The 17,771-nt window shown below is 62.2% G+C and carries 16 protein-coding genes; 8 read left to right on the top strand and 8 right to left on the bottom strand.

From position 1 onward, the window contains the following. Nucleotides 1-2: 2 nt before the first annotated feature. Nucleotides 3-422: a peptide-methionine (R)-S-oxide reductase MsrB gene (gene msrB / locus QM600_RS14665; protein WP_283262211.1), complete on the top strand. Its 420-nt coding sequence runs from the start codon at nucleotides 3-5 to the stop codon at nucleotides 420-422. Between the two features lie 265 nt (nucleotides 423-687). Here the strand turns inward: msrB and QM600_RS14660 are convergent, their stop codons facing one another. The 4 genes from QM600_RS14660 to QM600_RS14645 all read right to left on the bottom strand — a co-directional run bounded on the left by QM600_RS14660 (nucleotide 688) and on the right by QM600_RS14645 (nucleotide 2,676). Beyond that, nucleotides 688-885, bottom strand: a complete 198-nt coding sequence (locus QM600_RS14660) for a hypothetical protein (protein WP_283262210.1) — start codon at nucleotides 883-885, stop codon at nucleotides 688-690. A gap of 102 nt (nucleotides 886-987) precedes the next feature. Beyond that, nucleotides 988-1,911: a WXG100-like domain-containing protein gene (locus tag QM600_RS14655; protein WP_283262208.1), complete on the bottom strand. Its 924-nt coding sequence runs from the start codon at nucleotides 1,909-1,911 to the stop codon at nucleotides 988-990. Beyond that, nucleotides 1,911-2,222 (bottom strand): WXG100 family type VII secretion target, encoded by a 312-nt coding sequence (locus tag QM600_RS14650; protein WP_283262207.1) that lies wholly within the window; start codon nucleotides 2,220-2,222, stop codon nucleotides 1,911-1,913. Before QM600_RS14650 ends, QM600_RS14655 begins: the two co-directional genes overlap by 1 nt. After that, nucleotides 2,215-2,676 carry a YbaB/EbfC family nucleoid-associated protein gene (locus tag QM600_RS14645; RefSeq protein ID WP_283262206.1) on the bottom strand — a complete coding sequence of 154 codons (462 nt, stop codon included), beginning with the start codon at nucleotides 2,674-2,676 and terminating at the stop codon, nucleotides 2,215-2,217. The genes QM600_RS14650 and QM600_RS14645 overlap by 8 nt, the downstream gene beginning before the upstream one ends. A 193-nt stretch (nucleotides 2,677-2,869) precedes the next feature. Between QM600_RS14645 and QM600_RS14640 the strand changes: the two genes are divergently transcribed. Next, nucleotides 2,870-3,478, top strand: coding sequence for a dihydrofolate reductase family protein (locus tag QM600_RS14640; protein WP_283262205.1), 609 nt, complete (start codon nucleotides 2,870-2,872; stop codon nucleotides 3,476-3,478). On the opposite strand, the gene QM600_RS14635 is transcribed toward QM600_RS14640, so the two are convergent. From QM600_RS14635 to hemE, 4 genes are read right to left on the bottom strand one after another with little or no spacing between them, the layout of a single operon-like run. Then, a complete protein-coding gene (locus tag QM600_RS14635; protein WP_283262204.1) occupies nucleotides 3,430-5,787 on the bottom strand; it encodes a molybdopterin-dependent oxidoreductase in 2,358 nt (785 codons plus the stop codon). The two genes, QM600_RS14640 and QM600_RS14635, sit on opposite strands and share 49 nt — an antisense overlap. Before the next feature lie 10 nt (nucleotides 5,788-5,797). After that, nucleotides 5,798-6,493, bottom strand: coding sequence for a hydrogen peroxide-dependent heme synthase (hemQ, locus tag QM600_RS14630; RefSeq protein ID WP_283262203.1), 696 nt, complete (start codon nucleotides 6,491-6,493; stop codon nucleotides 5,798-5,800). Between the two features lie 4 nt (nucleotides 6,494-6,497). Then, complete coding sequence (locus QM600_RS14625; RefSeq protein WP_283262202.1) at nucleotides 6,498-7,850, bottom strand: protoporphyrinogen oxidase; 1,353 nt, start codon at nucleotides 7,848-7,850, stop codon at nucleotides 6,498-6,500. 23 nt (nucleotides 7,851-7,873) lie between these two features. Beyond that, nucleotides 7,874-8,971 carry a uroporphyrinogen decarboxylase gene (gene hemE, locus QM600_RS14620; protein ID WP_283262201.1) on the bottom strand — a complete coding sequence of 366 codons (1,098 nt, stop codon included), beginning with the start codon at nucleotides 8,969-8,971 and terminating at the stop codon, nucleotides 7,874-7,876. A 203-nt stretch (nucleotides 8,972-9,174) separates the two neighbouring features. Between hemE and QM600_RS14615 the strand changes: the two genes are divergently transcribed. The 6 genes from QM600_RS14615 to QM600_RS14590 all read left to right on the top strand — a co-directional run bounded on the left by QM600_RS14615 (nucleotide 9,175) and on the right by QM600_RS14590 (nucleotide 17,296). Beyond that, complete coding sequence (locus tag QM600_RS14615; RefSeq protein WP_094272597.1) at nucleotides 9,175-9,765, top strand: DUF3000 domain-containing protein; 591 nt, start codon at nucleotides 9,175-9,177, stop codon at nucleotides 9,763-9,765. 63 nt (nucleotides 9,766-9,828) lie between these two features. Next, entirely contained in the window at nucleotides 9,829-11,283 is a 1,455-nt protein-coding gene (locus QM600_RS14610; RefSeq protein ID WP_283262200.1) for a WS/DGAT/MGAT family O-acyltransferase, read from the top strand. A gap of 11 nt (nucleotides 11,284-11,294) precedes the next feature. After that, nucleotides 11,295-12,584 (top strand): HRDC domain-containing protein, encoded by a 1,290-nt coding sequence (locus tag QM600_RS14605; RefSeq protein ID WP_283262198.1) that lies wholly within the window; start codon nucleotides 11,295-11,297, stop codon nucleotides 12,582-12,584. Nucleotides 12,585-12,747: 163 nt separating this feature from the next. Further along, nucleotides 12,748-13,965: a thiolase family protein gene (locus QM600_RS14600; protein ID WP_283262197.1), complete on the top strand. Its 1,218-nt coding sequence runs from the start codon at nucleotides 12,748-12,750 to the stop codon at nucleotides 13,963-13,965. A gap of 3 nt (nucleotides 13,966-13,968) precedes the next feature. Then, nucleotides 13,969-16,074 carry a 3-hydroxyacyl-CoA dehydrogenase NAD-binding domain-containing protein gene (locus QM600_RS14595; protein ID WP_283262196.1) on the top strand — a complete coding sequence of 702 codons (2,106 nt, stop codon included), beginning with the start codon at nucleotides 13,969-13,971 and terminating at the stop codon, nucleotides 16,072-16,074. A 703-nt stretch (nucleotides 16,075-16,777) separates the two neighbouring features. Then, nucleotides 16,778-17,296, top strand: a complete 519-nt coding sequence (locus QM600_RS14590) for a DUF5994 family protein (protein ID WP_283262195.1) — start codon at nucleotides 16,778-16,780, stop codon at nucleotides 17,294-17,296. Nucleotides 17,297-17,771: the final 475 nt, after the last annotated feature.

The raw sequence follows: 17,771 nt of genomic DNA, 5'->3' as shown, positions 1-17,771 counted from the left end.
ATATGAGTTCTCCAGACAGCGTCCCCGAAGTCACCCTCACCGAGAGCGAGTGGCGCGAGAAACTGACACCGGCCGAGTACGCGGTCCTGCGTCAAGCGGGTACCGAGCGACCCAATGTCGGTGAGTACACCAACACCACCACCGAAGGTGTGTACTCCTGCCGGGCTTGCGGCGCCGAACTGTTCCGCAGCACCGAGAAGTTCGAATCGCACTGCGGTTGGCCGTCATTCTTCGATCCGGCAAATTCCGACGCCGTGATCCTCAAGGAAGATGTGACACTCGGTATGCGCCGAGTCGAGGTTGTGTGCAAGAAATGCCACAGCCACCTCGGCCACGTCTTCGATGGCGAGGGGTACCCCACCCCGACAGATCAGCGGTACTGCATCAACTCCATCTCCCTAGTTTTGCATCCCGCGAAGTAATACGGTTTCGGTTGTGATTGCACACAACCTTCACTCAGCTGGCTGACCCGGCCTTCTGAGTGGGGGTTGTGCGCATCCGCAAACAATGGCTCACCACCGAGTGTTCAAATCACGAGTTGATTATCGATCGCAGCCAGGCACGATTACCTGCCCACATAGCCGGGATTTTTGTCCACAAGTCGATGCGATGTGCGGGATCCCGTCGAAGTAGCGAACAAATGTGCACTCAGACACGGCTCACGTCACTCCGCGATAGTGTCCGACCTCATGACTTCTTCGCTCCCCGAATGAGTACGAGCAGCCCGATTGTTGTGCCGATCAGAATCACAAAAATAACCTCGGCTGCATTCCCCATCATTCCACCGAAAATTGGATAGGAAACTACTACCAGCGGAATCAGAAGAACAAGTCCGATTGCCAAATACAGGAGTCCGTTGAAAAGCGCACTCGACGGATGCTTCACCGGGCCTTGACTGCCACACACAGTGCAGCGGCCATTCGATTCGGCGGAACAACCCGGGCAGACGGTCACGTCCTCAACATAACCCCTGCTCAGCCTTCTCATTCAGAAATTCCAGTTCAGAAGGTTGGAACTCACACCCGCTGCAGCCAGGTCGTCGTTGCGGGAAATCAAGCCGTCTTTCACCGATCCGGTTGCTCCACCGAATGCACCGGACGTGATGTCCGTGAGCGAGGTATCACCACCCGTGACTTCCTTGGTGACGACGGCGGCGGACGCTCCGCTCACTGCGTCATCCATCCCGTTACGGGCGATCCGCTGATAGGGATTCGTGGCCGCGCCGGTAACGGGATACGCAACATTGCTGGTAGCCGAGGTGGTTTTCAGGACGCCGTTTGCGGCACCTTTGACAAATGCGTCGCGCCCCTCGGTGACAATCTTCCCGACGTCGACGGACTTCCGATGATCCATCGTCATCTGCCCCAATTGAATGGCCAGGCCGGAAAAGACGGCCGAAGCAGCTTCTACGGCAGCGGCCTCGACGACCCGGATCAGTAATTGTCGCAACAACATTCGAACAGTCAGCGTGGTCGCCACTTCAGCGGCAGCGGCGCCCACAGTGCTCAGACCCACAGTCGGTATCGCGGCGGCGGCCATACTCGCAAGCTCAACGGCGAGGGCAATCAATGCCGCAATGATCGACAGCTTGGTGTATTCGATTTCGGTTGCAGTCGCGTCACAAGATTCTCCCAGTTCTCTTGCCGCAGAGATCAACCGATCGAATACATCGGCGACGCCGCCGGAATCGCCCCAGAATGTGGCCAGTGAATCATGCATCTCGCCTTCGATCGCAGAAAGCGCTCCACGAGCAGCCACATCCCCAACATCAGAAGCAGTTCCCAACGCCTCTGCCACCTCCGCCCAGGCATCCCCCAGACGCCACAAGGATGTCTCATCGCCGTCGGGCCAGTCGCTGCCGACCGCTACGCTCGCAACTGCTTGCAGGTATCCCGGAATCTCGATCCCCATCAGAGCCCACCCACCAGATTGTCGGCCAGTTGTGCGTCGACGCTCTCGAAGTTCGATGTTGTCCGAAACAACGCGTCGGTGAGATTGTGCAATGCACCGACCGTCATCGCTACACCGGCAAGAACCGATTCGGAACCCGGTACGTAAGCACAAGCGAAGGTGGCCCCGAAGGTATCGGTGCCCCAACTCGGACCCTCGGCAGCCATCACTTCTTCGATTCTCATCCGCGTGTTTTCGAGGTCCCGTGAAATGCCTGCGAATCTCGGCGCAACCGAACGCATCGCCTCGACATCAATCCAGAATTCAGGCATTGCGGGCGCTCCTCAAAACCGAGCGGTTCCATGACGCTCCGTCGTCAACCGCCACCACCGGGGAGACATCACGCAAACTCGGCGCTCCGGGAATCAGATCCGGCAGATCCACCTGTGCTGCGGTGGTAAACGGCCGCAGTATCTCGGCGTTCTGCCTGCGCATGTCCGCCTCAGCCAGTCCGGCGGTCGCCAGAACGGCAGCCGCGAGTTTCCTCGGCGTCGTCCGGGAGAACGCGTCGGCAGAAAATTTGACGCCGACAACCGCTCCCGAAGCATTGACGACAATCTCTACGGAACCGTCCGCAGATCGAGCTTGCGCCGTGGAAGTCGCGATCGCCTCTTGAGCTGTGGCCAGCCGCGTAGTCCTGGTTCGCAAATCCTCCATCATCGAATCGATCTGTCCTCGAAGGACTTCGGATCTCCCCCGCACCGAATCCATTTCAGCTGTATTCACGATGGCCCCCACCTCGCTCGATGTGCTCGCCTGAAATTCAGGCGCTCACCAAGTTCGACGCGAGCAGTGGCCGGTCGGTTCCGCAATCGCCGATGACAGTAGCTTCGCAACGGAATCCTGTGACAGGCTCGAAGTGTTCTCGTCGCCGTGACGACGGGCGACCCAGCGACACACAACCCTGCGGGAGCTTGGCATGGGACTCATCCACATCGACCTGTTCACCACACTCGACGGCGTCGCGCAGGCGCCCGGCGGACCGAACGAGGACACCGAGAGCGGCTTCGCATTCGGCGGGTGGCAGGCACCTCTCCTCGACGAAGTCGTCGGCAAGCAGGTCGAGTCCGGGATGACGGGAATGGACGCACTGCTCCTCGGCCGTCGGACCTACGATATTTTCGCCGCGTACTGGCCACACGCGGCGGGCGACATCGCGCAGCGATTCAACAGCGTCCCGAAATACGTGGCATCGCGCCATAGGCAGACCCTCGAATGGGCCGACTCCACATTGCTGGACGGGGATACTATCGCCGCTGTCCGGGCGCTACGCGAGCGGCACGCGAACATTCACGTCATCGGCAGCCTCGACTTCGTTCAAACTCTGTTCGCCGAACGCCTCTTCGATCGGCTCACGCTCTGGATATACCCGATCCTCCTGGGCGGCGGAAAGAAGGTCTTCACTGACGGGGTGGTTCCGACGAACCTGCAACTCCTGGAGCCTGCCGTCACCTCCTCGAAGGGCGCGGTGCGCCAACGCTACATGCTCGTCGACGGCATTCCTGGTGTCGGCGACATGTCCGCCTGAGACCGCGGCACCAGGACCGGTGGATCGAACGCGCGAATAGGCGGAAGCTCCCCGTCGAATTTCTCGATCTGGACCAGCACATGCTGACCGGTACAGCCGTGGGAAAGCGCCGACGTACCGACATCCGGCGTCAGAACATTCGGATTTCCGTGCACACACATCGCGTCGGGATCAGCAGGGTCGAGAGGGTCGTACCAAGCTCCGGTGGAAAGCTGAACGACGTCGGGATGCATTCCCGAATCGATCACCACACCCGCCAGACAGGCACCGCGGTCGTTGAACACTCGCACGACATCACGTGCGACAAGACCCCTCACGGCAGCCGCATCGGGGTGCAGACGGATCGGTTCACGACCGGAAATCTTCGACGCCTGACTGACTGCGCCGTGATCGAGTTGACCGTGGAGGCGCGTCTTGGGCTGGTTGGCGATGAGATGGAGCGGAAACTGCTCCGCGCGTGAACCGTTCAACCACTCTTCGGGTTCGTACCAACGAGGGTGCCCGCGGCAGTCGTCGTAGCCGAATGAGTCGATGGTCTCGGAGAAGATCTCGATCTTCCCGCTGGGTGTCCCGAGCGGATTCTTGTCCGGGTCCCCGCGGAACTCACCGAACAAAATCAAACTGTCCTGCGTGCGCATCCGATAGTGACCATCAGCCCAGAAATTCTCGAACGACGGGGTGTTTCCGCCGTCCGCGTCTACAGCGGGCCTCCACTGACTGTAGAGATGCTCGACCCATTGCTGCGATGATCGCCCCTCGGTGAACTCCTCACCGAAACCGAGCGCGTCGGCGAGCGCCGCGAAGGTCTCGTAGTCGTCGCGGGCATCCGCAAACGGCGGAACCACCTGATGCATTGCGACCAATACCGCGTCATTTCTTGTGCAGCTGAGATCTTTTCGCTCCAGAGACGTCGTCGATGGCACCACGATGTCGGCGTTCTTGGCCATCGGAGTCCAGTACGGCTCGTGAACGACGATGGTGTCAGGTTTGGCGAATGCGCGTCGCAGTCGCGGCAGTTCCTGATGATGATGGAAAGGATTTCCGCCCGCCCAATAGACCAGTCGGATATCGGGATAGGTGAGGCGCCGGCCGTCGTAGTCGAATTCCTCACCCGGCGAGAGCAACAAATCGGAGATTGCGGCGACGGGGATGAAGTCGGAGACAGGGTTGCGTCCCTGCGGAAACGTGGGCAGTGGGTACGGGACCGGAGCCATACCCGGTTCGTTCATCGAACCGTATCCGTGCCCGAAACCGCCACCGGGAAGCCCGATCTGACCGAGCATCGCCGCGAGAGTGACACCCATCCACGGGGCTTGTTCGCCGTGTTTGATGCGTTGCAATGACCAGGTGACCGACACCAATGTGCGGCCGGACGCCATCCTTCGGGCCAGACTCACGATCGTGGCGGCCGGTACACCCGAAATTTCCTGCGCCCACTGCGAATCCTTCGGAACGCCGTCGGAGCGTCCGAGCAGGTAATCCTCGAAACGTTCGTAGCCGACGCAGAAACGATCCAAGAAGGCACGATCGTGAAGATCTTCCGACGCGAGCACGTAGGCCAACGCCAGCATGATCGCGACGTCAGTCCCGGGAATCGGTGCGATCCAGTCACATTCGCCGTCGAGGTCGTCGCGCAACGGACTGAACGAGACGATCGTGCCGCCGCGATCGCGGAACGAATTCAATGCACCACTTGTCGGATGATCGCTGCTACCACCGGCATTGACGCCGGTGTTCTTGATCGGAACTCCGCCGAAGCAGACCAGCAGGTCGGAGTGTTTCGCGATGACATCCCACGAAGTGGAGCGCTCGAACAACTGGCTGTGTGTGCCGACTACGTGAGGCATGATGACGCCCGTCGCGCCGAGCGAGTAGCTGTGGACCGACTTGGTGTAGCCGCCGAGTTGATTCAGAAATCGGTGAACTTGGCTCTGCGCATGATGAAATCGACCGGCGCTGGCCCAACCGTATGATCCACCGAAGATCGCATTGTTTCCGTGGGTATCAACCACGCGGCGCAATTCGCGTGACAGAAGTTCGGTCAGTTCGTCCCACGACACCGAGACGAACTCGTCGGATCCCCGACGTTCGGTGGGACCCGGACCGTTCTCGAGCCACCCCCGGCGCACTGCCGGACCAGTCACTCGGCTCCGACTGCGCACCGAACCGGCGAAGTTCCCGAGCATCGGCGAGGGATCGGAATCGCCCTCGTGAGGATGCACAGCGATTACTTCGCCGGCCACTGATTCGGCGGTGAACATGCCCCAATGAGACGTGTGCTGAAATCGCCGGTTCGGTGCGGTGGTCACAGATCTACTTTCAGGGAAGCGAGAGGACCAGCTTCTCGATGTCGACGCGCGGTCCCGTGAAGAACGGAACTTCTTCGCGCACGTGCAGACGAGCCTCGGTGGCACGCAGGTCACGCATGAGATCGACGATGCGGATGAGTTCCGGTGCCTCGAACGCAAGAATCCACTCGTAGTCGCCGAGTGCAAACGCCGGCACCGTGTTGGCGCGGACATCCTTGTACGCACGCGCAGCCATGCCGTGATCGGCGAGCATCTTGCGACGATCCTCGTCGGGAAGCAGGTACCACTCGAGCGAACGCACAAACGGGTAGACGCAGATGTAGTCGCCCGGATCCTCGCCCGCGATGAATGCCGGGACGTGGCTCTTGTTGAACTCCGCCGGACGGTGAACCGCCGAGTTACTCCACACCGGAGCGCTGATCTTGCCCAGCGTCGTGGTGCGACGGAAGTCCGAGTACGCAGCCTGCAACTGTTCGATGCTGGCCGCGTGGGTCCAGATCATGAAGTCCGCGTCGGCGCGCATCCCGGCGATGTCGTAGATACCGCGAACTTCGACGCCCTTGTCTTCGAGACCTTCGAAGAACAAGCGAGCGTCCTTGACCGCAGCTTCCCGATCATCGCCCAGCACACCGGGTTCCACCTGGAACACGGAGAACATGAGGTAACGAATTTCAGAGTTCAGTTTGTCGAAATCAAGGCGTGCCATGGCTCTATCGTGCCACCCCTTCGCAGATCCGTGCAGCCGCCGTCTGTGCGACCGCAACACACGCCGGAACTCCGACGCCGTGGAGCCAGGACCCGGCCACTTCCACGCCCGCGAGTTCGGCCACGCCGTGCTCGATTTCGGCGACCATCGCCGTGTGACCTGGGGCGTACTGAGGAAGTCCGCCGTGCCACCGCTGAACAAATGCTGCAGCCGGCTCGTCCGTGATTCCCGTCACGGTCGACAGATCTTCGCGTGCGAGCGCAATCAGTGCCGCATCAGAACTCTCCACGATCTCGGCTGCGCCGAACCGGCCGAACGACGCCCGCACCAGGTGATCATCGCGTTCGGCGAGGTGCGTCCACTTGCGACTGGACAGCGTGAAGGCTTTGGCCGTCAGTTCCGAATCCGTCGCGACAAGGATCCCGGAGTTCTGCGGTAGATCGACGTCACCAGCGAGCCGCAGTGCCACGACCGCCGACGACGCGAGTTGGATCTGTTCAGCGGTTCGCGCTGCCTCGGGCGCTACGTCGGCCAAGAGCGCAGCCGCCGCCGGCGCAGGCACCGCCAAAATTACGGCATCAACAGTTCCGATCGGGTCGACGAACCATCGCGTGCCGTCTCGGCGCAGACCGGACGCCACTCCAGTGATCACCTGCGCACCGGATGCACCACGCAACGCGTCGAGCAAAACCCCGTAACCGTCCTTCAGAGCCCCGAAAACCGGCCCGGGAGCGGGCGTCGGCAAAGCCGCTGCGACGGCGTCGGAAAGGCTCGTGGCACCCGCGTCGAGGGCTGCAGCAAGGGTGGGCAAGGCAGCCCGGACCCCGATGGTTTCCGCCAACCCCGAGTACACACCACCCAGCAATGGCTCCACGCTGCGACGCACCACTTGATCGCCGAATCTCTCCGAGACCAGTTGGGCAACACTGCAATCCGACCCACGCTCCCAATGGAACGGGACGGACCGCTCGGCCTCGATCCGACGCAGCGACCCCGGAGAAACAAGTTCCGCGACCGCGTCCCCACCAGCCGGAATTCCCATCAACGTTCCAACCGGAAGGCGATGCAGTGACCCCTCCGACCAGATCAGCGGACTCAAGCCCGCCGGATACACGATCTGATCCGAAAGCCCGAGCTCAGCCAACAGCGCCGGGACCTCAGGCCGACGCGCAATGAACGCCTCGGCACCGATATCTACCGGGCCGCTGCCGAGATCGACTGTGCGCAGCTTGCCGCCCAGACGTGGATTAGTCTCGACAATCGAGATGTCCGCATCAGGGCCGAGACTGCAGCGAAGCCGGTAGGCGGCAACCAGACCGGAGATTCCACCGCCGATCACCGCCACCGAAACGCTCACAGCAACACGGGATCGCTCCACGCTCACAGCGAATGCACCAGCTCCACCGCCGCCGTGATCGCCGCGGGATCGGTGTCCGGGAGAACACCGTGTCCGAGGTTGAAGATGTGTCCGATCGCGCCCGCTTCGATCGCGCGATCGCCTTCAGTCGCAATGCGCCTGACCTCACGGTTGATCGCCTCGGGACCGGCGAACAACACCGCCGGATCAAGGTTGCCCTGCAAAGCCTTGCCCGGACCGACACGCGTCGCGGCAACGTCGAGCGGAATACGCCAGTCGACGCCCACGACGTCGGCCCCGGCTTCACCCATCGCGCCGAGCAGTTCGCCCGTCCCCACACCGAAGTGGATGCGCGGCACTCCGGCGCCAGCTACCTCCGCCAACACGCGCTCGGAATGCGGCAGCACAAATTCGCGGTACTCGGCCAACGACAGTGCACCGGCCCAGGAGTCGAACAACTGCACTGCGTCGACGCCGGCATGAAGCTGCGCCTGCAGGAAGCAGATGGTGACGTCCGCGATCTTTCCGAGCAGCTGATGCCATGTCGCGGGATCAGAGAGCATGAGCGCCTTGGTCTTCTCGTGGTTCCGGCTGGGACCACCCTCGACGAGATACGACGCCAAGGTGAAGGGCGCGCCGGCGAAGCCGATCAACGGCACCGAACCCAGCTCTGCGGTGAGCAGTCGCACGGCCTGCGAGATCGCGCCGACCTCTTCCGGTACCAATCGCGGCAAAGCAGCGACATCGGCGACCGAGCGCACGGGATTGGCCACCACGGGGCCGACGCCGGCAACGATGTCGAGATCGATACCCGCGGCCTTCAGCGGGACCACGATGTCGGAGAACAGGATTGCTGCGTCGACGTCATGACGACGGACGGGTTGCATCGTGATCTCACAAACCAATGCCGGATCGAAGCACGATTCCAGCATTCCGACTCCGGCCCGAATCTTTCGGTACTCCGGAAGCGAACGGCCGGCCTGTCGCATGAACCACACCGGACGCCGACTCGGAGTCCGACCGGTGGCCGCAGCCAGCAACGGTGCGTCCGGAAGTACTCGCCGGGCGCTGTACTCCGCCGACCCGATGGTGCCTGAATTCAAGTTGTCCAACCCGCTCATCAATCCTCGCGCTCTCCGCCAACGTGTGTCTTCGACCGACCTCAATGCTGCCATGTTCGCCGCAGTAGGACGGCCACGTCATCTTTAGTGATCCCCGACACATACCGACTGTTGAGTCTTCCTGTGCCGCATCGGGAGCCACATCACACTCGGTCGGCGCGCCTCCACCCCGGCAGGGATTTCCGCGACTAACGTCCTGACCTGTGACGACTTCCGGATCGACCGCCGACCCGGCCGAGTTTCGTGCCGCAATTGCCGCAATGGCTTCAGCGCAGGTCCGGCCAGAGATCGAAGTCGGGCCTATCCGTCCGCCGCAGCGACTCGCCCCGTACAGCCACGCCGTCGGCGCAGAGGTACTTCATCCCGAATCGGACACGATTTCGGAGCAGTCCGAAGGCGACGCGTTCGGCCGACTCATTCTGCTGTTCGATCCGGACGGCGATGAAGCGTGGAACGGGACGATGCGTCTGGTGGCCTACATCCAGGCCGATCTCGACGAGTCCCTCGCCTCCGATCCACTGCTTCCCGAGGTTGCGTGGAGTTGGCTGGTGGACGCCCTCGAAGCAGGATCGGAACCCTATGTGGCGCTTGGCGGGACAGTGACGGCAACTACGTCGGTCCGCTACGGCGATATCGCGGGACCGCCGCGAGCGCATCAACTGGAGCTTCGAGCCTCGTGGACTGCAACGTCGACAGAATTGTCACACCATGTGGAAGCGTTCTGCGAAGTACTGGCGTACGCCGCGGGCTTGCCTCCCACGGGGATAACCACACTGTCGCGGAAGAATGACTGAGACCGCACTCCGCGTTTGGGCATTCTCCCGAATCTCGACTAGAACCCGTTCTAAAGTGGGGAGATGCAACGTCTCAGCGGACTCGACGCAACCTTCCTCTACTTGGAAACTTCGACACAACTCCTCCATGTCTGTGGCCTAGTCGTACTGGACCCGTCGACAATTCCCGGCGGATACGACTATCGGAGCCTCCTGGGTGAGTTGGACTCCCGAATGGCAGGGATGCCGACATTCCGGCGCAAGCTGAAAGATTCGCGGCTCAACCTCGATTACCCGGTGTGGGTCGACGATCACGATTTCGACATCGAACGCCATTGCCATCGCACGTCGGTTCCTGCTCCCGGCGGCCATGACGAATTGGCGGAACTTGCCGGACACATTGCCAGCCAGCCGCTGGATCGCTCTCGGCCGCTGTGGGAAATGTGGGTCATCGAAGGCCTCGCCGACGGCCGTGTTGCTGTCATGTCGAAGATTCATCACAGTGCCGCTGACGGCATCACCGGCGCAAACCTGCTGGCGCAACTATGCAGCTTGGAACCGGATTCCCAGTCGTTGGTGGACACGACGGCCAAGAGTGCCGGCGATGCGAGCACACTCGATATCGCCGTCGGAGGCTTGCTCGCCGTGATCGCTCGGCCTGCTCGCATCGCCAGACTCGTTCCCGGCGGCATAGCCATGCTCCCCAAATGGGTGACGCGTGCCCGCAAAGGCGAGGCCATGCCTGCGCCGTTCACTGCTCCGCGCACGTCGTTCAACGGAGCGATCACCGGACACCGCAACGTGGCTTTCGCCCAACTCGAGCTTGCCAAGGTGAAGGCGATCAAGGACCGTTACGGCGTCAAGGTCAACGATGTAGTGCTGGCACTCTGCGCCGGAGCGTTGCGGAGCTATCTCCAAAGGCGCGATGAACTTCCGACCGATCCGCTGGTCGCGATGGTTCCGGTGTCCGTTCACGGCAAGTCGGACCGGACCGGCACCAACCAGATCTCGGGCATGTTCACACAGCTGAGCACCCAGGTTGCCGACCCTGTCGAACGTCTCCTCGCCATCAGTGAATACAACGTGACCTCGAAGAATCACAATGAGGCGTTGGGCGCGAACATGCTTCAGGACTGGTCACAGTTCGCGTCACCCGCAGTCTTCGGCGCTGCGATGCGCGTCTACTCGTCACTCAAGCTCGCCGAGCGTCACCCTGTCGTGTCGAACCTGGTGGTCTCCAATGTTCCCGGACCCCCGGTTCCGCTGTACTTCCTGGGCGCACAGATCAAGGGAATGTTCCCGCTGGGTCCCATCTTTCACGGCGCCGGACTCAACGTGACCGTGATGTCGCTCGACGGCAATCTCGACGTGGGAATTGTCAGTTGCACGGATCTGGCGCCCCAATTGCACGAGCTCGCGCAGGGATTCGGCACGGCGCTCGACGAACTTTTCGACGCGGACCCGGTAACCGAGGCTGACGATCGCAGCGAGCGACTCGACGGGGAACGGGACGCAACGACGTTGCCGTCTGCGACGTAGAGTCATTGATCATGTCCGAAGTCACCGATGATGCAGCCGAGCCCACCTCCGATGTAGAACCCTTGCTGGTACCGCGCGACGGTGTGCCGGACGTCATCGCCACCGCTGCGGGACTCGCCGACGCCGCAACGGCGCTGGCAGCAGGAACCGGACCGTTGGCCGTCGATGCCGAGCGGGCATCAGGCTTCCGCTATTCGGCACGGGCGTACCTGATTCAGCTTCGCCGGGCGGGTGCTGGATCGTTCCTGATCGATCCGATCCCCATTGCGGCGGACATGGCACCTCTGGCAGAGGCGATCAATCCGCTGGAGTGGGTCCTGCATTCCGCCGATCAGGACCTTCCCGGACTCGCGGAACTGGGCCTCTATCCGGCCGTCCTTTTCGACACCGAACTGGCGGGCCGACTCGCCGGATTCGAACGAGTCGGACTTGCCGCGATCGTCGAACGCACCCTGCGCGTAGAACTTCGCAAGGGGCACGGCGCCGCCGATTGGTCCACCCGTCCGTTGCCGGCGCCCTGGCTCAACTATGCGGCTCTTGATGTCGAGGTACTGCTCGAACTGCGCGACGCCATGGAAGAGGAACTGCGCTCGCAAGGAAAACTCGAGTGGGCGAAAGAGGAATTCGAGTACATCCGCCTGGCCGGCCCGTCGAAGCCGAAGCCGGATCGCTGGCGTCGTACGTCGCACATCACGTCTCTCAAGACCACCCGACAACTGGCTGCGGTGCGGGCGCTCTGGCAAGCACGCGAGAATCTTGCCCGTAAGCGCGATGTGTCCCCGAGTCGTGTGCTTCCGGATTCGGCAATTATCGACGCCGCACTCAAGGATCCCCGATCGATGGACGCACTGCGTTCGCTTCCCGTCTTCGGCGGTCCGCGCCAGCGACGCTATTCGCGAATTTGGATGGACGCCCTGGAATCAGCACGGGCCCTGCCCGAGAGCGAACTTCCGTCCAAGACTCCCGCGATCGTCGGACCGCCTGCCGCCGGACGTTGGGCTCGTCAGGATCCCGCGGCTGCCGATCGACTGACTGCCGCCCGCGCCGCCCTGTCGGATGTCAGTGCCGAAGTTTCCGTTCCTGTCGAAAACTTGCTGCAACCGGACCTGGTACGACGCTTGTGCTGGGACTGGAAGCTGGAACCCGGTTCCGACATCAACGTCGTCACGGACGCGGTCGAGACCAAACTCACTTCCGGTGGCGCACGAGACTGGCAACGCACTTTGACTGTTCCCGTCCTCGCCGAAGCTCTGAACTCCGTGGTTCCGAGCGAACCGGAAGAGGTCGCAGCAGAATCCTGAGGCGAGGCGCGCGTCGGTGGTGGAGCAATTCGGCACGTTAAGTTACCGGCCAGTAACGGGCAGTAGTACGCTTGTTGCAAGGCCGGACGCTTGGCCGTGATCGCCGAACCGTAAGTCTCACCCGCTTCTGGCGTGGTGGGCATCTCCATCAGGAGGAACTCGCGTGGCTCCATCCACACACAACCAACGCAACGTCGTCTTTGTCGACGGCATTCGCACCCCGTTCGGCAAAGCAGGCCCCAAGGGCATGTACGCCGAGACGCGTGCTGACGACCTCGTCGTCAAAGCCATCCGCGAACTGCTTCGCCGTAACCCCCAGCTGGACCCGGCGCGGATCGACGAAGTAGCGATTGCAGCCACCACACAAACCGGTGACCAGGGTCTGACCATCGGCCGCACCGCCGCGATCCTCGCGGGCCTGCCCGAGTCGGTCCCCGGATTCGCCATCGACCGCATGTGTGCCGGCGCAATGACTGCCGTGACCACCACCGCGTCGGGCATCGGCTTCGGTCAGTACGACGTCGTCGTCGCCGGTGGCGTCGAGCACATGGGCCACCACCCGATGGGTGAGGGCGCAGACCCCAACCCGCGTTTCCTCGCCGACCGCCTGGTGGACCCGAGCGCCCTCGTGATGGGTAACACCGCCGAGAACCTGCATGACCGGTTCCCGAGCATCACCAAGGAACGTACCGACGCGTACGCCGTGAACAGCCAGAACAAGTACGACGCAGCCAAGAAGGCCGGCTTCCTCGCCGACACCCTGGTTCCCGTCGCCACCCGCAGCGCCACCGGCTGGGGCCTCGCAACCGAGGACGAGCCGCCGCGCCCCGGAACCACCGTCGAAGATCTTGCGAAGCTCAAGGCTCCGTTCCGTCCCGCCGGCCGCATCACCGCCGGTAACGCCGCAGGACTCAACGACGGCGCCACCGCAGCCCTGCTCGCCGGTGAAGACACCGCAGCAGAGCTCGGCCTGCCCGTCGGTATGCGCATGGTCGGCTTCGCCTACCAGGGCGTCGACCCCGCAGTCATGGGCATCGGCCCGGTTCCCGCCACCGAGAAGCTTCTCGCTCGCACCGGCCTGAAAATCGAGGACATCGGACTCTTCGAGATCAACGAGGCGTTCGCCGTTCAGGTCCTCGCGTTCCTCGAGCACTACGGAATTGCCGACGACGACCCGCGCGTCAACCAGTGGGGCGGCGCCATCGCGTGCGGCCACCCCCTCGCTTCGACGGGTGTGCGTCTGATGACGCAGCTCTCGCGCCAGTTCGCGACGCGTCCCGACGTGCGCTACGGCTTGACCACCATGTGCATCGGTCTCGGCATGGGTGGCACCGTCATCTGGGAGAACCCGAACCACGCCGATTACCAGGCAGGAGTCTAAGAGATGTCTGATATTGCAACAGCATTCGCCGACGAGGTCGTGACGAACGCGTACACCAAGATCATCTCGGTCCCCGGCATCGAGGGTCCGTTCGCGTTGATCACCCTGGACAACGGATTCGACCACACCAAGCCTTCGTCCTTCGGTCCCGGCGGACTCGCGGCATTCGACGCGGCTCTCGACGAAGCGTTCGCAGCCAACCCGGTTGCCATCGCTGTCACCGGTAAGCCGTTCATCTTCGCGGCCGGCGCAGACCTCAAGGGCGTTCCCGCCATCACCTCGCGAGAGCAGGGCCTCGAACTGGGACGCTTGGGCCACAAGGTTTTCCGACGCCTTCGTGAATCCTCCGTTCCCACTTTTGCCTTCATCAACGGCGTGGCTTTGGGCGGCGGCCTCGAAGTGGGCTTGCACAGTCACTACCGCACCGTTGCGGCAAATGCGGGCGCTCTCGGCCTGCCCGAAGCCTTCCTCGGCCTAGTACCCGGTTGGGGCGGAACACAATTGCTCCCCAACCTCGTCGGCCCCGCGAACGCTGTCACCGTGGTCATCGAGAACTCGCTGAACCAGAACAAGGTGCTCTCCCCCAAGAAGGCACTCGAACTCGGCGTCGTCGACGTCGTTCTCGATTCCGCTGACTTCATCGAGCAGTCCCTCGTCTGGGCGTCGCAGGTTCTCGCCGGAACCATCACCCCCGCTCGCCCCGAGATCGATCGCGGTCAGGGCTGGGACGACGCCATCGCCCGCGCGAAGGCGATTGTCGATGGCAAGACCAAGGGCAACGCTCCCGGCGCGGTCAAGTCCGTCGAACTGCTCGAACTGGCTCGCACCACTGACATCACCGATCCGGCTTCGCTGGACAAGGGCTTCGCGGCCGAGGACGAGGCTCTTGCCGAACTCCTTCTGACCGACGAACTTCGTGCCGGCCTGTACGCCTTCGACCTGGTGAACAAGCGCGCCAAGCGTCCCGCCGGAGCTCCGGATCGTTCGCTGGCCCGCAAGGTCAACGGCGTCGGCATCGTCGGTGCCGGCCTGATGGCCAGCCAGCTCGCACTGCTGTTCGTCCGCCAGCTCAAGGTGCCGGTCATCTTGACCGACATCGATCAGGAGCGTATCGACAAGGGTGTCGGATACGTCCACACCGAAATCGACAAGCTCCAGGGCAAGGGGCGTCTGTCCCCCGACGCCGCGAACCGCCTCAAGGCACTCGTGTCCGGCTCGCTCGACAAGGCCGCCTTCGCGAAGACCGACTTCGTCATCGAGGCCGTCTTCGAGAACATGGACGTCAAGAAGAAGGTCTTCGCGGAACTAGAGCAGTTCATCGCTCCCGAGACGATCCTCGCGACCAACACGTCGTCACTGTCCATCACGGAGATGGCTGAAGGTCTCGCTCATCCCGAGCGTGTTGTGGGCTTCCACTTCTTCAACCCCGTCGCAGTTCTTCCTCTCCTCGAGATCATCAAGGGCGAGAAGACTGACGACGCTACGCTCGCAACAGCTTTCGCGACCGCAAAGGTCTTGAAGAAGTCTGCTGTCCTCTGCGGTGACAAGGCCGGCTTCGTCTTCAACCGCCTCGTCACCCGCACCCTCGGTGAGGTCATGTCCGCCGTCGACGAAGGCACCCCCTTCGACGTCGCCGACAACGCCATCGCCGAACTGGGCATGCCGATGTCGCCGTTCATGCTCCTCGCTCTCGTCGGACCCGCAGTGGCACTGCACACCGGTGAGACCCTGCAGGCGTCGTACCCGGAGCGGTTCACGTCCAGTCCCGGCCTCGAAGCTCTGGTCGAGGCCCGCAAGCCCGGCGTCTGGACCTGGGGCGAGAACGGCCAGATCGTCGACCCCGAGGTTGCAGCACTGTGGCCCCAGGGTGACAAGGTCTCCACCTCGGAAGAGGTGCTCGATCGCACGCGTCGCGCCATGGCCGAGGAAATCTCGATCATGCTCGACGAAGGTGTAGTTGCGGCAGCCGAGGACATCGACCTCTGCCTGCTTCTCGGCGGCGGCTTCGGCTTCTGGAACGGTGGCATCACACCGTACCTGGACCGCACCGGCACCTCAGAGGCCGTCAACGGCAAGCGTTTCCTGGCTCCTGGTGTTGCCAGCGTCTAGATATAGCTGTTTTACCGGCAGGAACTTCGCACCCGGTCTGCTTCGGCAGGCCGGGTGCGTCGTCGTATCAGGGTGGTCTCCGATGCTTGGACGGCAGCAACGACCACACTCATCGCTGCCGCGGTCCCGAACCTCCGCAGCGGTCGGCGCCGCCGCCCGGCCGGGACCCTGACCGGAACAGCCACTACCAGTGGAAGATTCGAGTTCACGATCACAATGAAACAGCACCCTCATGTCTCTCCTAGTCGGAATCGGCTTTCTCGCAGCGAGGTTGACTTCCAGTTTTCGGATCGCAAAAACCGTTGATCGATCTACGTTTCTTCTGCCATTCGCCGCTCGTCACTGCCGGCCCGAACAAGCTGTGGGCCGTAACCACCGGATGTACGACGAAAGTCCTACACGATGGGAATCGGCGTTCAAGCGGCCGTCACCGCTGTCGCCGGATGGCTCCCGTCAGGAGTTGAGAAGTACAAACTTGTAGCTGTCCCGGTCGTGTTCAACTTTATGAGGTCCGCCGCTTTCCACCACATCCCGTTCGAGGGATGACGAACGTATCGAACACGCTGGTCGTCAACGATCTTCGGCAGGCTCGTGGCGTATCGTCGGACATATCGGCGACATCTCGCACGTGATACTCGACTTCACGTCGTCCCCGAACTGAAAAAACTTCGGCCGCAACAAAGGTCGAGACAGGAGCGTCGTCATGACGCACAACACCACCGACATACCCTCTGATCGCGGCATCAACCAAGCGCAGATCCCCCGGCTCAGACTCAAGCCCGAACCTCAAAGCACCACAACCGTGCCAATCGGTAGCGTCGACGGTGCATGGTGGCCGTACTCCACAGATCTCGAAGCAGAGCTACCCGAACTACTCGCCGTACTCATCACGCGGGTGGGACCGATCGATCGCGTGGCCTACGACCTGAACGGATGGGACTCGCGACCCACCCGCCTACCTTTCGCCGGCCGCTCAGTCCGGTTGGACGGCTACAGGTTTCAACCACACAGCACCGTGTACGTCAGCGGACTCGACGGAAAACGGCCCGTGATCCTTGTCGTTCCACCGCACTGCGATCCCGATGCCGCACATCGAACCCTGACCGTAGCGGCAGAATCCGGAAACGAAACGACTGTGGCCGAACTACTCTCGATCGCAACAACCGGCGCCGGTGCCGACCGCCATCTTCAACAATCCCACCGAACGACTCTGTCAACTTAGCGGAACGCGACTGGGGATCAGCAGCATTCGGTCAGTCTGGGATGAATTCTGTTGGTGAGAAACCGGGTTCAGGCTGCGGCGAGTGCGTCGGTAACCGCCCGCGCCGAGAATGAAAGCCAGTTCAGCAGCAAAGTTGACATCATCCCCTTCAAATAATTGGCGCGGTCGGATCCATCTCTCTCAGAAAATACCTCGCAACTTCTCCCAATCTACGAATTGCTTCATCGATCAACCACACGAGATCGAGCAGACGCATCGCCTCGACAAGGGCAGGATCACGAGCATCAACAGCCTCATTGCCGAGCGGTGTGCTACTCGGAGAAACCACTGGATCACCCGGATGTTCGTAGAGCGCCCACAACGTCAACCCGTCACCGTAACGAGAATCGAACTCGATACCCGAACACCACCACAGATCAAACCGATGGCCACCCGTCCCGATCCCGGGGCGAGGGGCTATCGGTGTTTGTCGTTG

The organism is Rhodococcus sp. IEGM 1379, from assembly GCF_030056815.1.
In the GTDB taxonomy this organism is placed as follows: domain Bacteria; phylum Actinomycetota; class Actinomycetes; order Mycobacteriales; family Mycobacteriaceae; genus Rhodococcus_F.
Note: the sequence above shows the minus strand (reverse complement) of the source record. Positions and strands in the feature narration are given on the sequence as shown.